Below are 18,386 nucleotides of genomic sequence, written 5' to 3' on the forward strand. Positions count from 1 at the left end.
GCTCAGGGACGCCTGCCTGGGGTACCGTGACAGACGGCCGTGCGGGATGAGACGTACTGAGGGAGCTGCTAGGTGTTCTTCGACATAGGACCCCTCGAGCTGGTCGCACTCATCATTCTGGCCATTTTGGTGTTCGGGCCGGAGAAGCTGCCGAAGATGATCCAGGACGTGAGCGGATTCATCCGCAAGGTCCGGCAGTTCTCCGACAACGCCAAGGACGACATCCGGTCGGAGCTGGGCCCGGAGTTCAAGGACTTCGAGTTCGAGGACCTCAATCCCAAGACGTTCGCACGCAAGCACCTGCTGGACGGCGACGATCTGGGCATCTCCGAGATCCGCAACGGTTTCGACCTGCGGAAGGACCTCGCGGAGATCACCGACGCGGTGAACGGGACGGACACCGCGGGCGCCGACTCCGGCGGCAAGGGCAGCGGCTCCGCCGACGACAGCGGCAGCGGCACCGGCGGTGCGAAGGCCGACGTCGGCGCGAAGGCCGCCGCCCACACCGCCGATTCCGGCCCTGACACCGCGGCGGCCGGCCGCCCCAACCTCAGCAAGGCGGACGCACCTTCCGCCGCCGCGGGCCAATCCCCTCCCGAACCGCCTCCTTTCGATTCCGACGCCACCTGAGCCAGGGGCGTCCGGGGGGCGCGTATTGCCGGGCGTGCCCGCTGGCGCGGGCGCGGGTAGCTATCCTCCCTGTGTCCGGGTCGGGCCGTCCGAGGGAGGCGGGCCGTCCATGGCGCAGGGCAACAAGGAGGCGTCGCGCAGATGGAGACGACGAGTCGCGTAGGACCGCAGGAGATGTCCGGCGGTGCGCAGGCCGACGGAGCAGCGCCCGCCACACGGGGAGAGTCCGCCGCGCACAAGGCTGTGGACGGCTATCTCAGAGCCGACTTCCCGTGGTACGGGCTGGACGAGGCGTTCACCGGCCCCCGCTGGCTCATGCAGGTGGGCGGAGCGGCCGACAGCATTGTCGAGCACGGCTCGACCGGGCACGGGGACGTGCCCTCGCTCAAGGTGGAGGCCAGCCCGGAGGGCCAGCGGTTCGCGGTCGTGGTGACCGTCGCCAGCCGCCCCGTACGGCGCAGCGCGGACGGTACGGGGGTGCTGGAGGCGACGTCGGTGTCTACGGCCGCCTGGCTGGCCGGTTCGGGGCTGCTGTCCTGCACCTGGCCGACCGAGATGGAGCGCGGGCTGCGGCAGGACTGGCTGGACCAGCAGACGGCGACCGCCTGGGAGCTGGCGGACGAACTCGACGGTCCGGGCTGGTCGGGCCTGTCCCTGCCGGTGGACGGCGTGCCCACCGACTTCCACTACCGGGAGTCGGAGTACGGCTGGGTGCTGGCCGGATCGGCGCAGGAGGGAGTCCTCCTCGGCGCGTACGGGCGTGGCCTGAGCGCGTACGGCCTGGGCTTCTCGGTGGTCCAGGAGATCACCGGCTACGCGCACTGAGCTGCAACAGCCGCTGAGCCGCGACAGGCACCGACCCGGAGCGGGCGCTGAGCCGCACCGGCCCGAGCGGACACCGCACGCGTGAGGGGCGCCCCCGACGGGGACGCCCCTCACCGCTCAGCCGGCGCCGCGGCTCAGAACTTGTTGCTCGGGGTCAGCCCGAGGGACATCCCCGACAGGCCCCGCTCGCGTCCGCCGAGCTTGCCCGCCATGGAGCGGATCGCCGCGCCCGCGGGGGAGTCCGGGTCGCTCAGCACGACCGGCTTGCCCTCGTCGCCGCCCTCGCGCAGCCGGACGTCGATGGGGATGGAGCCGAGGACCGGCACGTGCGCGCCCGTCGTCTTGGTCAGCCCCTCCGACACCCGCTGGCCGCCGCCCGTACCGAAGACGTCGACCATCTCGTCGCAGTGCGGGCAGGGCAGCCCCGACATGTTCTCGATGACGCCCACGATCTTCTGGTGGGTCTGCACGGCGATCGATCCGGCCCGCTCGGCCACCTCGGCGGCGGCCTGCTGCGGTGTCGTGACGACGAGGATCTCGGCGTTCGGCACCAGCTGGGCCACGGAGATGGCGATGTCTCCGGTGCCCGGCGGGAGGTCCAGCAGGAGGACGTCGAGGTCGCCCCAGTAGACGTCCGCCAGGAACTGCTGGAGTGCGCGGTGCAGCATCGGGCCGCGCCACACGACCGGGGCGTTGCCCGGGGTGAACATGCCGATCGAGATGACCTTCACGCCGTGCGCCGACGGCGGCATGATCATGTCCTCGACCTGGGTGGGCACGCTGTCACCGGTGCCCAGCATGCGCGGCACCGAGTGGCCGTAGATGTCGGCGTCGACCACACCGACCTTCAGGCCGTCGGCGGCCATGGCAGCCGCGAGGTTGACGGTGACCGAGGACTTGCCGACGCCGCCCTTGCCGGAGGCCACGCAGTAGACCCGGGTCAGCGAGCCGGGCTGGGCGAACGGCACCTCGCGCTCGGTCTTCCCGCCGCGCAGGGAGTCGCGCAGCTCGCGGCGCTGCTCGTCGTCCATCACGTCCAGCTCGACGCTGACACCGGTGACGCCTGGCACGGCCTGGACCGCGTCGGTCACGTTCGCGGTGATCGTCTCGCGCAGTGGACAGCCGGAGACCGTCAGGTAGATCCCCACCGCGACGGCCCCGTCCGGGGCGATCTCGATGGACTTGACCATACCGAGGTCGGTGATCGGCCGGTGGATCTCCGGGTCGTTCACCGACGAGAGCGCTGTGCGGACCGCTTCTTCGGTGGGATGGGAGTCCGGGGACCCCTCCCGGACGGGGTCTGAGGTCGAGTCGGTAGCCATGCGGAAATGGTACGGCGCCCGGAGCACGCCCCGAAGGGGCGGCGGCACCCGTCTTGGTCACTTCAACCGCCCTCCCAGCGCCTGCCCGGGGGCCCGCCGCGCCCCGGGGCCGTCCCGGCCCGCCCCAGCCGCCCCAGCGGCCTCCTGTGCCGCTCCTGTACCGCTCCCGTACCGCTTCGGCGCCGGGCGCGGTACGCGCGCCCCCCGCGCCCCCTGAGCCCTCCAGCGGTCACGTCCGCTCCGGGCGTCCGCCACGCTCCTCCGTACGCTCCCCGGGCCGCCCGTCCCGGTGCTGGAGTTCCCGCAGCAGGTCCTGGAGCTCCGACCGCATCCAGTCGCGGGTGGCGACCTCGCCCAGGCCCATCCGCAGCGAGGCGACCTCGCGGCTGAGGTACTCGGTGTCGGCGATGCTGCGCTCGTTCTGCTTCCGGTCCTGTTCGAGGTTGACCCGGTCGCGGTCGTCCTGCCGGTTCTGCGCGAGCAGGATGAGCGGCGCGGCGTACGACGCCTGGAGCGACAGTGCCAGGGTGAGGAAGATGAACGGGTACTCGTCGAAGCGCAGCGAGGCGGGCAGCAGCACGTTCCAGGCGATCCAGACGATGACGATGACCGTCATCCAGACGATGAACCGCCCGGTGCCCAGAAAGCGCGCGATCTTCTCGGACAGCCGCCCGAAGGCGTCCGGGTCGTACTCGGGCAGCAGCCCGCGCCGGGGCGCGCGCGGCACGTCCAGCCGCACCCGCCCGCCGCGCGGCTGCCGGTCCTCGCGCTCGGCCATCAGCCCCGCTCCTCGGTGTTGCGCACGTCGGGCTGGTAGAGGCCCGGATCGCCGTGCGCCGCCGACTCGCGCCAGTCGCCGGGCAGCAGGTGGTCGAGCACGTCGTCCACGGTGACCGCCCCCAGCAGATGCCCGCCCTCGTCGACCACCGGCGCCGCCACGATGTTGTACGTCGCAAGGTAGCTGGTCAGCACCGGCAGCGAGGTGTCCGGCGGCAGCGGGCGCAGATCGGTGTCCACCAGCGAGCCCACCAAGGTGAACGGCGGTTCCCGCAGCAGCCGCTGGAAGTGCACGACCCCCAGATAGGTGCCCGTCGGCGTCTCGTCCGGGGGGCGGCACACGAACACCTGGGCCGCGAGCGGCGCCGACAGGTCGGCCTGCCGGATGCGCGCCAGCGCGTCCGCCACCGCGCCGTCCGGCCGCAGCACGATCGGCTCGGTGGTCATCATGCCGCCGGCGGTGTCCTCCTCGTACGACAGCAGCCGCCGCACCGGCGCCGCGTCCTGCGGCTGCATCAGCTGGAGCAGCCGCTCCTTGTCGTCCTCGGGCAGCTCCGAGAGCAGGTCGGCCGCGTCGTCCGGGTCCATCGCCTCCAGGACGTCCGCCGCGCGCTCCTCCTTGAGCTTGCCCAGGATCTCCACCTGGTCGTCCTCGGGCAGCTCCTCCAGCACGTCCGCGAGCCGGTCGTCGTGCAGGGCGGCGGCGACCTCGGCGCGGCGCTTGGGGGAGAGGTGGTGCAGGACGTTCGCCAGGTCGGCCGGGCGCAGCTGCTCGAAGGTGGCGAGCAGATTGGCGGCGCCCTGGTCGGACTCCTCCAGCGCGAAGCCGGTCACCGCGGACCACTCGACGGTCAGCGTCTCGCCGCGCCGCCGCAGGCCGCCGCCGCGGCCCTTGCGTACGAACACCTTGTCGATCTGCCAGTCGCGCCGGGCGGGCAGTTGCACCAGGCCGACGTCCAGCACGGTCGCCTCCTCGCCCGACTCCACCAGGGTCACCCGGCGGTCCAGCAGCTCACCGAGCACGAGCGTCTCGGTGGATCGCTGCTCGAAGCGGCGCATGTTGACCACCCCGGTGGTGATCACCTGGCCCGACTCGACCCCGGTCACCCGGGTCATCGGGAAGAAGATGCGGCGCCTGCTGACCACCTCGACCACCAGCCCGAGCACCCGGGGCGGACGGCCGCCCGGACGCAGCATGGTGACCACGTCGCGCACCCGCCCGACCTGGTCGCCGCTGGGGTCGAAGACGGCCACCCCGGACAAGTGCGAGACGAAGACCCTGGAGGAACCCGCTGCCATCGGCCCTCTCCTCCGTGCGCGGGCGGTACGGGCCGGGCGCGGCTCCCGGGACCGTCGCCGTATGGGTGGTTTGCCGGGTTCAGGCTAGCGTGCCCCCGCCCCTCGCCGCGCTGTGGCTTGGTCCGGACGGCTGCCTGGCGGGACGGCGCCCGGGCCCGGGTAGGGTGCGGTCCGGTTCCGCCCCCCGACTTCTGGAGGAAGCCGACGTGACTGGACGCGCCCGCCCGCTAGGCCGTGCCGGGTGGATCTCCGCGGACCCGCGGAGATCCACCCGGCGGGGCCTGGGGAGCGCCGCTGTGACGGGGGCCGCCTGCCTGGGCCTCGGCGTGCTGCTCACCGCCTGCGGCGGCGGCGACGAGGAGCCCGTGGAGAAGACCAACGGGGTGGACAAGCTCTCCGCCGCGAAGATCGAGAAGAAGGCCCGCAAGGCGGCCACGGCCGCCGAGTCCGTACGGCTGTCGGGGTCCATCGTCAGCAAGGGGCAGACCTACCGGCTGGAGATGCGCCTCAAGCGCAGCGGCGGTATCGGCGAGGTCTCCACCAAGGGCGGCGACACCTTCCAGCTGCTGCGGGTGGAGAAGGACCTCTACCTGAAGGCCGGCGCCGAGTTCTGGGCCCACCAGGAGAAGGACGAGGCGAGCGAGAAGCCCTCCAAGGCAGACATGGCCGCCGCCGCGAAGCTGGAGGGCATGTACGTGAAGGTGCCCGCCGGGGACCCGGCCTACGAACAGCTGAGCGGGTTCACCGAGATGCGGGTCATGCTGGACGGGCTGCTCGTGCTGGACGGCGAGCGCGAGACGGGCGACCGCGGCGAGGTGGGCGGCGCACGGACGATCGAGGTGCACGGCGCCGAGGGCAAGGGCGGCACCCTCCAGGTCGCGCTCAAGGGCACGCCTTACCCGCTTCGGCTGGAGCGGGGCGGCAACACGGGCACGGTCGAACTCGACGACTGGAACAAGGGCTTCTCGGTGCGCGCACCCGAGAAGGACCAGGTCGTGGACTACGGCAAGAGCATCTCCGCCGACAGCTGACGCACCGACGGGGCCGTGGCGGGGCCCCGGTCCCGCTATGCCCCGCCGCGCCGCCGCGCGCGGCGGCCCCGCAGCAGCAGCCCGGGCAGCGCCGCCGGGGCGGGACGGCGGGTGGTGGCCGGGCTGGGCCGGGGCACGGCGGCGTGCGAGGCGTCCGGCATGGCACCGGGCTTCTCGTACGGCTCGCCCGCGGGCTCCAGCCGCAGCACCCGGCACTCGCGGGCCCAGCGGTCGGTGACCGTTTCGGCGTCGGGGGTGTTCAGCCGCTTCCCCTTCAACTCGCCGACGGCCGCCTCCCACGCCTCGCTGCCGGGTGCCAGTTCGACGACCCGGGCGGGCCAGCTGAGGAGCCTGCCGCCCTTGTCCTTGCTGCGGGCGGTGAGCACGGCGCTGCCGCCGTCGGTCAGGCCGAGGCCCTCCAGCGGCTGCTCCAGCGGACCGTCCCCGACCAGGCAGACGGCCCCCTCGTGCCAGATGTGCCACAGCGCGCGGGCGGGCGCCTCGCCGCCCCGCACCCACAGCAGGCCCGACTTCTTCGCGGCCTCCTCCAGGAGGGCCCGGTCGACACTCGCCTGATCGGTGGGGGGCGGCTCGGACTGCGCAGTCATGAGGGCAGGTTACGTGCTCGCCCGCGGCGCCTGCGAGGACGCCTGCGCGGGCGTCACAGCCAGCCGTTGCGCTTGAAGCCCCGGTGGATGGCGACGCAGATCCCGGCGGTGATCAGCAGCACCAGCGGGTAGCCGTACTCCCAGTGTGTCTCGGGCATGTGATCGAAGTTCATGCCGTAGATGCCCGCGATCATCGTCGGGACGGCGAAGATCGCGGCCCAGGAGGTGATCTTGCGCATGTCCTCGTTCTGCGCGACGGTGGCCTGCGCCAGGTTGGCCTGAAGGATCGAGTTGAGCAGGTCGTCGAAGCCGAGCACCTGCTCGTTGACCCGGGCCAGGTGGTCCGCCACGTCACGGAAGTAGTTCTGGATGTCCGGGTCGACCAGCCGGATGGGCCGCTCGCTCAACTGCTGCATCGGCCGCAGCAGCGGGGAGACGGCCCGCTTGAACTCCAGCACCTCGCGCTTGAGCTGGTAGATCCGGCCCGCGTCGCCCGTACGGCGGCGGTTGCCGTTCGCGCTGTCGGAGAAGACCTCGATCTCCACCTCGTCGATGTCGTCCTGCACCGCGTCCGCGACGGCGAGGTAGCCGTCCACCGTCTGGTCGGCGATGGCGTGCAGCACCGCCGAGGGGCCCTTGGCCAGCAGCTCCGGGTCGTCCTGGAGCCGGTGCCGCAGGGCGCGCAGCGAGCCCTGGCCGCCGTGCCGGACGGTGATGACGTAGTCCCGGCCGGTGAAACACATCACCTCGCCGGTCTCCACCACCTCGCTGGTGGCGGTGAGTTCGGCGTGCTCGACGTAGTGGATGGTCTTGAAGACCGTGAAGAGCGAGTCGTCGTACCGCTCCAGCTTGGGGCGCTGGTGGGCGTGCACCGCGTCCTCGACGGCCAGCGGGTGCAGGCCGTACTCCTGGGCGATGCCGGAGAACTCCTCCTCGGTGGGCTCGTGCAGACCGATCCACACGAACGCGCGGCCGTCGCCGCCGCGCACGCTGCGCAGCGCCTCGGCCGGGCCCAGCCGCTCCTGGGTGCGCCGGCCTTCGCGGTAGACGGCGCAGTCGACGACGGCGCTGGCCGTGCCGGTACGGGTGGTGTCGTAGGTGAAGGACTTGTGCGCCCCCCTGCGGAGGGCGGGACGGACTGCGGCGCGCAGGTCTCGGATCATCGACATGCCGGGCTCCTTGGTGGTGCCGAGCCGCCGGCGGCAGGCAGCGCTGCCCGGAATGGGGGCCTACGGCCGGCTTCCTCGCCCGGGTCCGGAGGTCTGCAAAGCGGGCACCGCGCGGAGCCGTCAGGGCGGCGTTCGCGGACGGTGGAGAAGTGAGCGAAGCTCAGGCGCTCTTCCGGCACGCGCCCCGGAAAAAAGATCCCTGTGCGGGTTTACCGCGAATACCGTGGGGGGAGGAGGGGTCTCAGGCGCGGGGACGCGGGTGCGGGGCGGAAGAGCGGTTGGTACTACACGGTCGACTCGGATCCATGACAACCCCACCTCCTCCGGCCGGTCCCCTGTGGGGGACGACTGCACAAGCCTTGACCAGCGGTCAACGGTAGCACCCGTTGTCGCGCGCAAGTGCCGTTTCGGCCAGGCAGGGCCAGCCTTCGCCTGCCCTTTACGCGTTCTATGCTCGGCCGCATGGTGGATGTACTGCAACTGGTCGAGTCCAGGCTCTCCAGCGCGCTCGGCGAGCCCGACGCGCGGGCCTCGGTGACCTTCCTGGGCACCGACCGGATCGAGGTGCTGCGCTTCGTGGACGCGGGCCTGGTGCGCTACGCCACGCTGGGCATGTCCGCCGCGCCGATGACCGACCCGGCCGCCGCCCTGGCCGACCCGGACCGCGGCCCGCGCGCCGAACTGCTGCTGTCCGTACGGGCGTTGCCCGGCGGCGCGGCGGACCAGGTGCTCCGGGCACTGGCCGTACTCGCCGCCTCGCCACAGGTGGAGGGCGTGGTGGTGGCGCCGGGGGCGTCGCTGGACGTCGGCGAGCCGCTGTGGCCCTCGGCGCCGTTCACCTCGGTGCTGGTGGCGGGCGGCGGCGGTCTCGTTCCGGACTTGGAGCTGCCCGAACCCAGGGAGCCGGTCCGCTTTCTGCCGCTGCTGCCGATGACGCCCAACGAGGCGGCGTGGAAGCGCGTCCACGGGGCGGCGGCGCTGGAGGAGCGCTGGCTGCGGCAGGGGACGGACCTGCGGGACCCGGGGCGCGGGTCGGTGGCGCTGGCCGACTGACGGCAGGGGCGCGCGGGTGCGCGAGTGCCCGGGCGGGCAGGCGGACCGTCGGCCCGGTGGACGGGGGCCGGAGCGCTTGTCGGCTGGAGGTCCGGTCCTCGCCCGGACCGCCTGCGCCGAGCCCGCCGGGGCCGAGGGCGGATGGCCGTGCCGCGTAGGAACGTAGGCATGGTAATTAATGCGATATACATCTAGATCTTGGTTGTCTGCGACGGAGTGATCGTCCTTGACTCGCGGGCGGTGGGGTAGCACCGTGGTGCTTCATGAGGGGCGAACCCAGTTGCCCGAAATGCGGTGGCCGGGTCAGGGCGCCCGGTCTCTTCGCCGACTCCTGGCAGTGTGACGCGCACGGCACCGTGCACCCGCTCCAGCCGGTCGTCCCGCCCAGCGTCGAAGCCCTCGCAGTCGTCGTCGGCCGGTCCAGGGTGCCCGTCTGGATGCCGTGGCCGCTGCCGGTCGGCTGGCTGTTCACCGGAGTGGCCTGCGCGGGCGACGACCGCAGCGGCGGCCGGGCCACCGTGGTCGCCTGCTCCGGCCCCGGCCCGTTCGGCGGGCCCGGCGAGCTGCTGCTGGTGGCGGAGGAACTGGGCGTCGGGCTCGGCGCCAGGTACGCGGGGATCGCCGGCCCGGACCCGGGCCCGTACATCTGCGGGGACCAGCCGCCGCACGTCAAGGTGCTGGCCGCCGGACGGCCCACCCCCCTGTGGCACGTCGCCGACGCCCCCGCCGACCGCGCGGTCTTCGCGGGGGAGGCGCGCGGCCTGTGGCTGTGGGCGATCGTCTGGCCGGAGCAGTCCGGTCTGCTGCTCTACGACGAGCTGGTCCTCACCGACCTGCGGGACGCCGGCGCCGAGGTCGACCTGCTGCCCATCGGGGCGCTCTCCCCCCGCATCCTCGACTGAGCCCGGGCCGCGGGGGGTTGCGGGAGCCCTTCCGCGGCGGCGGCGCGCGTACGGGCCGGTAGAGTGGGGGAGCCCCCGACCGTCCGCCCGCTGGAGTCTGTCCGTGCGCATCGACCTGCACACCCACTCCACCGCCTCGGACGGCACCGACACCCCCGCCGAGCTGGTGCGCAACGCCGCCGCCGCGGGGCTGGACGTCGTCGCGCTCACCGACCACGACACCGTCGCCGGGCACGCGGAGGCACTCGGGGCCCTGCCCGCCGGGCTCACCCTGGTCACCGGCGCCGAGCTGTCCTGCCGCCTGGGCGGCATCAGCCTGCACATGCTCGCCTACCTCTTCGACCCGGACGAGCCGGAGCTGGCGCGCGAGCGCGAACTCGTCCGCGACGACCGGCTGCCGCGCGCCCAGGCCATGGTGGAGAAGCTGCGCGCGCTGGGCGTGCCGGTCACCTGGGAGCAGGTCGCGCGGATCGCCTCGAACGGCGCGGTCGGACGCCCGCACATCGCCACGGCGATGGTCGAGGCGGGCGTCGTGGAGACCGTCTCGGACGCCTTCACGGCCGAGTGGCTCGCCAACGACGGGCGCGCGTACGTCGAGAAGCACGAGCTGGACCCGTTCGACGCCGTCCGGCTGATCAAGGGCGCGGGCGGGGTCTCGGTCTTCGCGCATCCGCTCGCGGCCAAGCGCGGCCAGTGCGTGTCCGAATCCGTGCTGGCCGAGCTGGCCGCCGCCGGGCTGGACGGCCTGGAGGCCGACCACATGGACCACGAGCCGGCCGTACGCGCACGGCTGCACGGCATCGCCGGCGAGCTGGGGCTGCTGGCCACCGGCTCCAGCGACTACCACGGCAGCCGGAAGACCTGTGTGCTCGGCGAGCACACCACCGCGCCCGACGTGTACGCGGAGATCGCCGCGCGGGGGTCAGGCGCCGCGCCGGCCACCGGCTGACCTCGGTGTCACCGGCTGATTGACCCGGCGGGGCGGGGCGGCCAATGGGCCTTCCCCGTTCCGGCGCGTCCTTCGCGTCTGTTTCCGGCCTGCTGCGGCGGCCCTCTCTGCCCTTTCCTTTCCATTGTTCATCTCCGCGAGGCATCACCGTGTTCGAGTTCGCTGTGTTCGGGTCCGTATTTGTCACTCTTTTTGTGATCATGGACCCGCCCGGTATCACCCCGATCTTCCTGGCGCTCTCTTCCGGGCGCCCCGCCAAGGCGCAGCGCAGGATGGCGCTCCAGGCGACGGCCGTCGCCTTCGGGGTGATCACCGTCTTCGGCCTCTGCGGCCAGCAGATCCTCGACTACCTGCACGTCTCCGTACCCGCGCTGATGGTCGCGGGCGGGCTGCTCCTGCTGCTGGTCGCGCTCGACCTGCTCACCGGCAAGGCCGACGAGCCCGCCCAGACCAAGGACGTCAACGCCGCGCTCGTCCCGCTGGGCATGCCGCTGCTGGCCGGGCCGGGCGCCATCGTGTCGGTGATCCTGGCCGTGCAGGACGCGGACGGCTGGGGCGGACAGCTCTCGGTGTGGGCCGCGATCGTGGCCATGCACGTGGTGCTGTGGCTGGTGATGCGCTATTCGCTGCTGATCATCCGCGTCATCAAGGACGGCGGCGTGGTGCTGGTGACCAGGCTCTCCGGCATGCTGCTCTCGGCGATCGCGGTGCAGCAGATCGCGAACGGGGTGACGCAGTTCGTGCAGGGGCACGGCTGAGGGTCAGCCGGAGGAGCGAGCCGACGCAAAGCGTCGGTGACGACGACAACGCGGGCAGCGCGCTCGTCAGCGCGCACCCGCTCGGCCCAGGACCACCCGACAGACCCTCAGGCGCTACGGGCGGCCCGCCGCCGCGTGCCAGCCGCGTACCAGCGCGCGCGCCGTCTCCGCCGGGCGGTCCGCGTTCGGTGAGTGCTCCGCGCCCGCGATGACGGTACGGCGCGCTCCCAGCCGGTGCGCCATGTCGTCCATCCAGGAGACCGGCCAGGCGTCGTCCCGCTCGCCGGAGAGCACGTGCTTGCCCACCGGGACCCGGCTCAACTCCGCCACCAGGTCCGGCTCCTCGAGCAGTTGCCGCCCGGTGGCCGCCAGCTGCTGGGGCACCGTCTTGAGCCAGCGCCGGTGCAGGAAGTCGAGGACGGCCGGGGGCGTGGCGTCGTCGACCGGCTCCAGCGGGGTCTGCGCGGCATGGTCCTGGGCCTGCTCGTAGGCCTGCATCGCCTGCCAGACGGCCTCCATGTCCAGCGTGGCCAGGCTGGACAGCAGCATCCTGACCCGGCCCTGCTGGGCCGGGGAGAGAGCGGCCGGACCACTGCTCATCAAGGTGAGCGAGGCGATCGAGGACGCGTCCCGCAGCACCGCCGAACGCGCGATCAGGCCGCCCAGCGAATGCCCCATCAGGTGTACGGGCCCGCCGACCGCCGCGATCTGCGCCAGCAGGTCCGCGGCCAGCTCCTCCCGCGCGTACGCCGCCTCGTCCGGCGGCCCGTACGACTCGTGCTGCCCTCGCCCGTCGACCGCGACCACCCGGAAGCCGGCCGCCGCCAGGGGCTGGAGCAGGCCGAGGAAGTCCTCCTTGCTGCCGGTGAACCCGGGCACCAGGAGCGCCGTGCCGTGCTCCGCCCGCCCGCACTCGTGCACGGCGAACTCCCCGCGCGAGGTGGACAGCTGAGCGGCACGGGCGCCCTCGGGCAGCTCCAGGGTCTGGGGTCGGCTCATAGCCGGACGCTACCTCCCGGCGCCCGCGCGGAACGAGCCGAGGCCCGGTTCCTCCCGCACGGGAGGAACCGGGCCTCGGCGCCGGACGGCGCGGCGCTCGGCCGGGCCGACCGGATCAGCTGTCCGACGCCTCCGGCTTCGTGCGCGTGCGCCGACGGCGCCGCGGCTTGCGGGCCGCCTCGTCGCCGTCACCGGCGCCCACGGCGGCCTCGGTGGCCTCGGTGGCCGCCTCCGCCGGAGCAGCGGCGCCCGCCGTGGCTTCGGCGGAGCCCGCCGCACCGGCCGAGGCGGCACGCGTACGGCGGCGACGGCGCGGGGCGCGCGGCGCGGACGCCTCGTCCGCCTGCGCCGGTCCGGCCGGGAGCGCGCCCTCGGCCGTGTCCACCGCGGCCTCGGCGGAGTTCCGCGCGGCGGGCACCGCCTCGTCCTCCGTCGTCCGGCCGCCACGGGTACGGCGCCGCTCGCGCGGAGCGCGCGTACGCCGCGGCTTCTCCTCGGCGGGCTTGTTGCGCCCGCGGCCCCGGGCCCCGGGCTCGCCGAGGTCCTCCAGCTCCTCGGCCGAGAGGCCGGCGCGGGTGCGCTCGGCACGCGGCAGTATCCCCTTGGTGCCCGCGGGGATGCCCATCTGCTCGTAGAGGTGCGGCGAGGTGGAGTAGGTCTCCTCCGGGTCGTGGAAGTCCAGCTCCAGCGCCTTGTTGATCAGCTGCCAGCGCGGGATGTCGTCCCAGTCGACCAGGGTGACGGCGATACCGGCCGCGCCCGCGCGGCCGGTGCGGCCGATGCGGTGGAGGTAGGTCTTCTCGTCCTCGGGCGTCTGGTAGTTGATAACGTGGGTCACGCCGTCGACGTCGATGCCGCGCGCCGCGACGTCCGTGCACACCAGGACGTCGACCTTGCCGTTGCGGAAGGCGCGCAGAGCCTGCTCGCGCGCCCCCTGGCCGAGGTCGCCGTGCACGGCGCCCGCCGCGAAGCCGCGCCGCGTGAGCTGCTCGGCGATGTCGGCGGCCGTCCGCTTGGTGCGGCAGAAGACCATCACCAGGCCGCGCCCGTCGGCCTGGAGGATGCGGGAGAGCATCTCCGGCTTGTCCATGTTGTGCGCGCGGAAGACGTGCTGCTTGGTGTTGGCGACGGTCTGGCCGACGTCGTCCGGCTCGGAGGCGCGGATGTGGGTCGGCTGGCTCATGTACCGCCGGGCGAGCGAGATCACCTGGCCGGGCATGGTCGCCGAGAACAGCATCGTCTGCCGCTTGACCGGCAGCTGCTGGATGATCTTCTCGACGTCGGGCAGGAAGCCCAGGTCGAGCATCTCGTCCGCCTCGTCCAGCACGAGCGAGCGGACCTGCGAGAGGTCCAGCTTGCGCTGGCCGGCCAGGTCCAGCAGGCGGCCGGGGGTGCCGACGACCACGTCGACGCCCCGCCGGAGGGCCTCGACCTGCGGCTCGTAGGCACGGCCGCCGTAGATGGGGAGCACCCGGACGTTGCGCACCTTGCCGGCGGTCAGCAGGTCGTTGGTGACCTGCTGGCACAGCTCGCGGGTGGGGACGACGACGAGTGCCTGCGGCGCGTCCGTCAGCTGCTCGGGCTTGGCCCGGCCGCCCTCGACGTCGGCCGGGACGGTGACGGCCTCCAGCAGGGGCAGGCCGAAGCCCAGCGTCTTGCCGGTGCCGGTCTTGGCCTGGCCGATGACATCGCTGCCGACGAGGGCGACCGGGAGCGTCATCTCCTGGATGGGGAAGGGGGAGGTGATGCCGACGGCCTCAAGGGCCTCGGCTGTCTCGGAGAGAATTCCGAGATCTCGAAACGTGGTGGACAGGAGCTTGTCCTCTTCTGTGTGACGCGACCTGAGGCGGCGAAGGGGAGGTCCCCAGCGGAGCGAGGAGAGGGTCGTACCGCACCGGGTGGCGGCGGCCAGTGACGGCCTCGGCCCGCCGGACGGTGCGGGACCACTAGCTCTCGCTCAAGCGCTCATCTCGCGCGAGCGGTCCCTCTGGGTCCGCGGGCCGCACGGGGAGCACGGGCCGCACGGGAGGGCTTGCGGGTCGGAGCCGATCGGGCCACCGACCGGGCATCCGCGTATGCGTTGCGCCCACCGATGCTCGGCGGGCCAATATCACTGTACCCCGAATCCGTGCATGTGTACCGAGGCGATTGTTGTGTACGAGTTCCGTGAGGCGGCACCGGCGCCGGGCAGGGGGCTTCCCGTCCAGGTGGCGCGGGCTATCGTGCATCCCATGGAGACGTCTGACACAACCCCCGCCGACACGGCCCCCACCACCGCGGAACCCACCGGGATCGCCGCCCAGGACTGGGACCGGGCCGCCGCGGACCCGCAGTACCGCGCGGCGGTGGTGGATCTGCTCGGGGCCCTGGCGTACGGCGAGCTGTCCGCCTTCGAGCGGCTGGCCGAGGACGCGAAGCTGGCGCCCTCGCTCGCCGACAAGGCACAGCTCGCGTCCATGGCGTCGGCGGAGTTCCAGCACTTCGACCAGTTGCGGGAGCGACTTTCGGAGATCGACGCGGACCCGACCGAGGCGATGGAGCCGTTCGCGGCGGCGCTGGACGAGTTCCACCGGCAGACCGCGCCGTCCGACTGGCTGGAGGGCCTGATCAAGGCGTACGTCGGGGACTCGATCGCCTCCGACTTCTACCGCGAGGTCGCGGCCAGGCTCGACTCCGACACCCGCGCCCTCATGCTGCGCGTACTGGACGACACCGGTCACTCGAACTTCGCGGTCGAGAAGGTGCGGGCCGCGATCGAGGCCGAGCCGCGCGTCGGCGGGCGGCTGGCGCTGTGGGCGCGGCGGCTGATGGGGGAGGCGCTCTCGCAGGCGCAGCGGGTCGTCGCGGAGCGGGACGCGCTCTCGACGATGCTGGTCGGCGGGGTCGCCGACGGGTTCGACCTGGCGGAGGTGGGCCGGATGTTCTCCCGCATCACCGAGGCGCACACGAAGCGGATGGCGGCACTGGGCCTCGCCGCGTAGGGCTGCGGCCGGGGCGCGCGCCGCCGCCGAGCCCCCGCCGAGCGCCCCCGTGCCGGGCCGTCGGCTGGGGAAGGCCCGGCAGCGGGGGCCGGGTCAGGGAACGCGGGGGTGCGCTGCGACCTCGGGACGGAACCCCGCCGGGCGCACGCCCCCGCCGAGCAGCAGCGAGAGTATCGCCACACTCACGCCCGCGGCGATCACCAGCGTCACCACCGAATGCCCGGCACCCATCACGACGCGCGCGATCAGCCCGCCCAGCAGGGCGCCGACGGGCCCGGTGGCCAGCACCAGCGCGCGGTCGGGGAACTGCGCGGGCAGCCATCGGGCGGCGGCGCAGGCCAGCACGAAGCCGACGAGTACGGAGCTGAGCGCTTCCCAGAGCATGGTGACCTCCCGAGCCGTGGACGCAAGTCGGTCGTTCCGGTCCTACCCCCCGCCCGGGGAACGCGAAACGGCGGCCCCGGTGAATTCTGGGGGCGTAGCGCCCCACCAGATCCAGCCGGACCGCCGTCTCCGTGCGTCCTGCGCGTGAGCCTGCTCAGATCGCGCCGAAGCCCACCTTGCGGACTGCCTGCTCGCCGATCTCGACGTAGGCGACCCGGTCGGACGGGACCAGGATCTTGCGACCGTGCTCGTCCTCCAAGGAGAGCAGTGTGCCGTTCTTGCCGAGCGCAGCTTCCACCGCGCTCTGGACCTCATCGGCGGTCTGCCCGCTTTCGATGACGATTTCGCGGGGCGCGTGCTGCACGCCGATCTTGACCTCCACGGCTATGTCCCTCCGACGGTCAGTTGGGTGCGCGGCCAGCCGCGCGGTACGCAGCACAGGTTAGCCCGCCCGCGGCGGCCTCCGGGGAGCGTGTCCGCATGCCGTCAGCGAACAGCGGTGCGGCGGGCCGTCACTGGAGGGGGAAGTCCGCGATGCCGCGCCAGGAGAGCGAGGAGATCAGCTTGGCCGCGGCGTCGCGCGGGATCTTCTGCCCCGAGCCCAGCCAGTAGCGTGCGGTGATCTGGGCCATGCCGCAGAGCGCCACCGCCAGCAGCATGGACTGCTCCGGCGGCAGCTTGGTGTCCTCGGAGATGACCTCGCTGACCGCGTCCGCGCAGTCCAGGCTCACCTTGTCGACGCGTTCGCGGACGGCGGGTTCGTTGGTCAGGTCGGACTCGAAGACGAGCCGGAAGGCCCCGCCCTCGTCCTCCACGTAGGCGAAGTAGGCGTCCATCGTGGCGCCCACCCGCTGCTTGTTGTCCGTGGTCGACGCGAGCGCGGCGCGGACGGCTTGCAGCAGCGCCTCGCAGTGCTGGTCCAGCAGGGCCAGGTACAGGTCGAGCTTGCCCGGGAAGTGCTGGTAGAGCACCGGCTTGCTGACACCGGCGCGGTCGGCGATGTCGTCCATCGCGGCCGCGTGGTAGCCCTGCGCGACGAAGACCTCCTGGGCGGCGCCCAGGAGCTGGTTGCGCCGGGCCCTGCGCGGCAGGCGCGTGCCGCGCGGGCGCGCCTCTGCTGCTGTCTGCTCGGTCGCTGTCACGCTCGCCTCCCTGGTACCTCCCCGGCTGAGCCAGGGGACGTGGTTCCGCGCGCGGTCCGCGCTGAGTCACTGAGCCGCCATCGTACTTTTGGGTAACAGCGCTCCGCGCGTCCCGGGCGGAGAATTTCACGGAGTGGACGAACACCTGGGCGAATGCGGGTGGATTTAGCGGTACTCGTCCTCGTTCAGCTCCACCTCGCGGGCCTGCTCCGCGGCGTCCGCCGGGTCCACCTCGACGCTGCCCCGGCCGGTGATCGGCACGCTGTGCTGCCGCAACAGCTCGGCGTGCTGCTCGGCCGCGTCCTCCCTGGGTGCTTCGAGCCGCTCCTCGTCCGGCTCGTCCTCGTAGGCGTCCTCGAAGGTGTCAGGGTCGGTCGGGTCCACAGGCATACTGACTCCCCTTTCCGGGACGAGCCCCCCGCACCTCGAGCGTAACCGCGCCCTCCGTACGAGCGTAGGAGTGGTGGGAGGGGACCGCGAGGCGGGGAAAACCATCCGGTAACCCGAACCGCGTGAGCGGCGGCGTGATCGTCTCGTAACATTGCCCCATGTCGTCGACCGAGCCCGCGGACCTCCGTGCCGCCGCACCCCCTGTCGTGCCCCCGGCGGGCGGCCCCGCCCTCGGGGACGGCGAGACGCTGCGCACGGTCCGGCTGCCCGGCCTGACCCTGGCCGTGAGGGCGCGCGCCGTCCAGCGCCCCGGCCTGCCCCCGGCCCTCTACGTGCACGGGCTCGGCGGCTCCTCGCAGAACTGGTCCTCGCTGATGGCGCTGCTGGCGGACACGGTCGACGCCGAGGCGCTCGACCTGCCGGGCTTCGGCGACTCGCCCCCGCCGGACGACGGCGACTACTCCGTCTCGGGGCACGCCCGCGCCGTCATCCGCGCGATGGAGTCCGCCGGCCGCGGCCCCGTGCACCTGCTGGGCAACTCGATGGGCGGCTCGGTCGCCACCAGGGTCGCCGCCGTACGGCCGGACCTGGTGCGTACCCTGACCCTGGTGTCCCCCGCCCTGCCCGAACTGCGGCCCCAGCGCACGGTCCTGCCCACCGCGCTGCTCGCCGTCCCCGGCGTCACGGCGCTCTTCGGCCGCCTCACCAGGGACTGGAGCGCCGAGCGGCGTACCCGCGAGGTGCTCGCGCTCTGCTACGGCGATCCGGCGCGGGTCAGCCCGGAGGGCTTCGCCTCGGCCGTCGCGGAGTACGAGCGAAGGCTCGAACTGCCGTATTTCTGGGACGCGTTGTCGCGATCGGCGCGCGGCCTCGTCAACGCGTACACACTGGGCGGACAGCACTCGTTGTGGCGACAGGCGGAGCGGGTGCTGGCACCGACGCTGCTCGTGTACGGCGGACGTGACCTGCTGGTCTCGTTCCGGATGGCGCGCAGGGCGAGCGCGGCGTTCCGCGACTCGCGGCTGCTGACCCTCCTGGAGGCGGGGCACGTGGCGATGATGGAGTATCCGGAGGTGGTCGCGGGTGCGTTCCGTGAGCTGCTCATGGACACGGAGCGGACATCCGAGACCCTGAAGGGCAGCTAGTGGGACGTCACAGCCGCAAGCG

Annotated in this window: 20 protein-coding genes; 9 read left to right on the top strand and 11 right to left on the bottom strand. The window is 72.9% G+C overall.

From position 1 onward, the window contains the following. Nucleotides 1–72 precede the first annotated feature (72 nt). Together H299_RS0107510 and H299_RS0107515 are read left to right on the top strand one after the other, a co-directional pair. Nucleotides 73–630, top strand: a complete 558-nt coding sequence (locus H299_RS0107510) for a sec-independent translocase (RefSeq protein WP_027747917.1) — start codon at nt 73–75, stop codon at nt 628–630. 141 nt (nt 631–771) lie between these two features. After that, nucleotides 772–1,455, top strand: a complete 684-nt coding sequence (locus H299_RS0107515; protein WP_027747918.1) for a hypothetical protein — start codon at nt 772–774, stop codon at nt 1,453–1,455. Nucleotides 1,456–1,589: 134 nt separating this feature from the next. On the opposite strand, the gene H299_RS0107520 is transcribed toward H299_RS0107515, so the two are convergent. The 3 genes from H299_RS0107520 to H299_RS0107530 all read right to left on the bottom strand — a co-directional run bounded on the left by H299_RS0107520 (nt 1,590) and on the right by H299_RS0107530 (nt 4,853). Next, on the bottom strand, nt 1,590–2,777 hold the full coding sequence (locus tag H299_RS0107520) for an Mrp/NBP35 family ATP-binding protein (protein ID WP_078512583.1): 1,188 nt from the start codon (nt 2,775–2,777) through the stop codon (nt 1,590–1,592). A 229-nt stretch (nt 2,778–3,006) separates the two neighbouring features. Next, entirely contained in the window at nt 3,007–3,555 is a 549-nt protein-coding gene (locus H299_RS32720) for a DUF1003 domain-containing protein (RefSeq protein ID WP_051262209.1), read from the bottom strand. Then, on the bottom strand, nt 3,555–4,853 hold the full coding sequence (locus H299_RS0107530) for a magnesium transporter MgtE N-terminal domain-containing protein (protein ID WP_027747920.1): 1,299 nt from the start codon (nt 4,851–4,853) through the stop codon (nt 3,555–3,557). Before H299_RS0107530 ends, H299_RS32720 begins: the two co-directional genes overlap by 1 nt. A gap of 296 nt (nt 4,854–5,149) precedes the next feature. Between H299_RS0107530 and H299_RS0107535 the strand changes: the two genes are divergently transcribed. After that, nucleotides 5,150–5,884, top strand: a complete 735-nt coding sequence (locus H299_RS0107535; protein ID WP_051262210.1) for a hypothetical protein — start codon at nt 5,150–5,152, stop codon at nt 5,882–5,884. A 35-nt stretch (nt 5,885–5,919) separates the two neighbouring features. Here H299_RS0107535 and H299_RS0107540 read toward each other — a convergent pair whose 3' ends face one another. Both H299_RS0107540 and H299_RS0107545 read right to left on the bottom strand, forming a co-directional pair. After that, nucleotides 5,920–6,492: a hypothetical protein gene (locus tag H299_RS0107540; RefSeq protein WP_027747922.1), complete on the bottom strand. Its 573-nt coding sequence runs from the start codon at nt 6,490–6,492 to the stop codon at nt 5,920–5,922. Between the two features lie 53 nt (nt 6,493–6,545). Beyond that, a complete protein-coding gene (locus H299_RS0107545) occupies nt 6,546–7,661 on the bottom strand; it encodes a magnesium and cobalt transport protein CorA (RefSeq protein ID WP_027747923.1) in 1,116 nt (371 codons plus the stop codon). Between the two features lie 462 nt (nt 7,662–8,123). On the opposite strand from H299_RS0107545, the gene H299_RS0107550 reads away from it, so the two are divergent. The 4 genes from H299_RS0107550 to H299_RS0107565 all read left to right on the top strand — a co-directional run bounded on the left by H299_RS0107550 (nt 8,124) and on the right by H299_RS0107565 (nt 11,323). Next, nucleotides 8,124–8,714: a suppressor of fused domain protein gene (locus H299_RS0107550; RefSeq protein WP_027747924.1), complete on the top strand. Its 591-nt coding sequence runs from the start codon at nt 8,124–8,126 to the stop codon at nt 8,712–8,714. A 263-nt stretch (nt 8,715–8,977) separates the two neighbouring features. Continuing rightward, nucleotides 8,978–9,616 (top strand): DUF6758 family protein, encoded by a 639-nt coding sequence (locus H299_RS0107555; protein ID WP_027747925.1) that lies wholly within the window; start codon nt 8,978–8,980, stop codon nt 9,614–9,616. Nucleotides 9,617–9,719: 103 nt separating this feature from the next. Then, nucleotides 9,720–10,565: a PHP domain-containing protein gene (locus H299_RS0107560; protein ID WP_027747926.1), complete on the top strand. Its 846-nt coding sequence runs from the start codon at nt 9,720–9,722 to the stop codon at nt 10,563–10,565. Nucleotides 10,566–10,714: 149 nt separating this feature from the next. Continuing rightward, nucleotides 10,715–11,323 carry a MarC family protein gene (locus tag H299_RS0107565; RefSeq protein WP_027747927.1) on the top strand — a complete coding sequence of 203 codons (609 nt, stop codon included), beginning with the start codon at nt 10,715–10,717 and terminating at the stop codon, nt 11,321–11,323. A 114-nt stretch (nt 11,324–11,437) separates the two neighbouring features. Here H299_RS0107565 and H299_RS0107570 read toward each other — a convergent pair whose 3' ends face one another. Both H299_RS0107570 and H299_RS32725 read right to left on the bottom strand, forming a co-directional pair. Continuing rightward, a complete protein-coding gene (locus H299_RS0107570) occupies nt 11,438–12,322 on the bottom strand; it encodes an alpha/beta fold hydrolase (RefSeq protein ID WP_027747928.1) in 885 nt (294 codons plus the stop codon). A gap of 115 nt (nt 12,323–12,437) precedes the next feature. Then, nucleotides 12,438–14,042: a DEAD/DEAH box helicase gene (locus tag H299_RS32725; RefSeq protein WP_486587182.1), complete on the bottom strand. Its 1,605-nt coding sequence runs from the start codon at nt 14,040–14,042 to the stop codon at nt 12,438–12,440. Nucleotides 14,043–14,553: 511 nt separating this feature from the next. Between H299_RS32725 and H299_RS0107580 the strand changes: the two genes are divergently transcribed. Beyond that, complete coding sequence (locus H299_RS0107580) at nt 14,554–15,303, top strand: ferritin-like fold-containing protein (RefSeq protein ID WP_027747929.1); 750 nt, start codon at nt 14,554–14,556, stop codon at nt 15,301–15,303. A gap of 93 nt (nt 15,304–15,396) precedes the next feature. Here the strand turns inward: H299_RS0107580 and H299_RS0107585 are convergent, their stop codons facing one another. The 4 genes from H299_RS0107585 to H299_RS0107600 form a co-directional block, all read right to left on the bottom strand. Next, nucleotides 15,397–15,687, bottom strand: a complete 291-nt coding sequence (locus H299_RS0107585; RefSeq protein ID WP_027747930.1) for a hypothetical protein — start codon at nt 15,685–15,687, stop codon at nt 15,397–15,399. Nucleotides 15,688–15,841: 154 nt separating this feature from the next. Further along, on the bottom strand, nt 15,842–16,069 hold the full coding sequence (locus tag H299_RS0107590; RefSeq protein WP_027747931.1) for a DUF3107 domain-containing protein: 228 nt from the start codon (nt 16,067–16,069) through the stop codon (nt 15,842–15,844). A 130-nt stretch (nt 16,070–16,199) separates the two neighbouring features. Further along, the gene (locus H299_RS0107595) at nt 16,200–16,829 is read right to left on the bottom strand and encodes a TetR/AcrR family transcriptional regulator (RefSeq protein WP_027747932.1); all 630 of its coding nucleotides are present in this window, start codon (nt 16,827–16,829) and stop codon (nt 16,200–16,202) included. A gap of 165 nt (nt 16,830–16,994) precedes the next feature. After that, nucleotides 16,995–17,219 carry a hypothetical protein gene (locus H299_RS0107600; protein ID WP_027747933.1) on the bottom strand — a complete coding sequence of 75 codons (225 nt, stop codon included), beginning with the start codon at nt 17,217–17,219 and terminating at the stop codon, nt 16,995–16,997. Nucleotides 17,220–17,377: 158 nt separating this feature from the next. On the opposite strand from H299_RS0107600, the gene H299_RS0107605 reads away from it, so the two are divergent. Beyond that, the gene (locus H299_RS0107605; RefSeq protein ID WP_027747934.1) at nt 17,378–18,364 is read left to right on the top strand and encodes an alpha/beta hydrolase; all 987 of its coding nucleotides are present in this window, start codon (nt 17,378–17,380) and stop codon (nt 18,362–18,364) included. Nucleotides 18,365–18,386: the final 22 nt, after the last annotated feature.

It is taken from the genome of Streptomyces sp. CNH287, assembly GCF_000424825.1.

Coding starts and splice junctions, on each gene's coding strand:
- H299_RS0107515 (WP_027747918.1), top strand. CDS start 772: ATGGAGACGACGAGTCGCGTAGGACCGCAGGAGATGTCCGGCGGTGCG.
- H299_RS0107520 (WP_078512583.1), bottom strand. CDS start 2,777: ATGGCTACCGACTCGACCTCAGACCCCGTCCGGGAGGGGTCCCCGGAC.
- H299_RS32720 (WP_051262209.1), bottom strand. CDS start 3,555: ATGGCCGAGCGCGAGGACCGGCAGCCGCGCGGCGGGCGGGTGCGGCTG.
- H299_RS0107530 (WP_027747920.1), bottom strand. CDS start 4,853: ATGGCAGCGGGTTCCTCCAGGGTCTTCGTCTCGCACTTGTCCGGGGTG.
- H299_RS0107540 (WP_027747922.1), bottom strand. CDS start 6,492: ATGACTGCGCAGTCCGAGCCGCCCCCCACCGATCAGGCGAGTGTCGAC.
- H299_RS0107545 (WP_027747923.1), bottom strand. CDS start 7,661: ATGTCGATGATCCGAGACCTGCGCGCCGCAGTCCGTCCCGCCCTCCGC.
- H299_RS0107550 (WP_027747924.1), top strand. CDS start 8,124: ATGGTGGATGTACTGCAACTGGTCGAGTCCAGGCTCTCCAGCGCGCTC.
- H299_RS0107555 (WP_027747925.1), top strand. CDS start 8,978: ATGAGGGGCGAACCCAGTTGCCCGAAATGCGGTGGCCGGGTCAGGGCG.
- H299_RS0107570 (WP_027747928.1), bottom strand. CDS start 12,322: ATGAGCCGACCCCAGACCCTGGAGCTGCCCGAGGGCGCCCGTGCCGCT.
- H299_RS32725 (WP_486587182.1), bottom strand. CDS start 14,042: ATGACGCTCCCGGTCGCCCTCGTCGGCAGCGATGTCATCGGCCAGGCC.
- H299_RS0107580 (WP_027747929.1), top strand. CDS start 14,554: ATGGAGACGTCTGACACAACCCCCGCCGACACGGCCCCCACCACCGCG.
- H299_RS0107585 (WP_027747930.1), bottom strand. CDS start 15,687: ATGCTCTGGGAAGCGCTCAGCTCCGTACTCGTCGGCTTCGTGCTGGCC.
- H299_RS0107600 (WP_027747933.1), bottom strand. CDS start 17,219: ATGCCTGTGGACCCGACCGACCCTGACACCTTCGAGGACGCCTACGAG.
- H299_RS0107605 (WP_027747934.1), top strand. CDS start 17,378: ATGTCGTCGACCGAGCCCGCGGACCTCCGTGCCGCCGCACCCCCTGTC.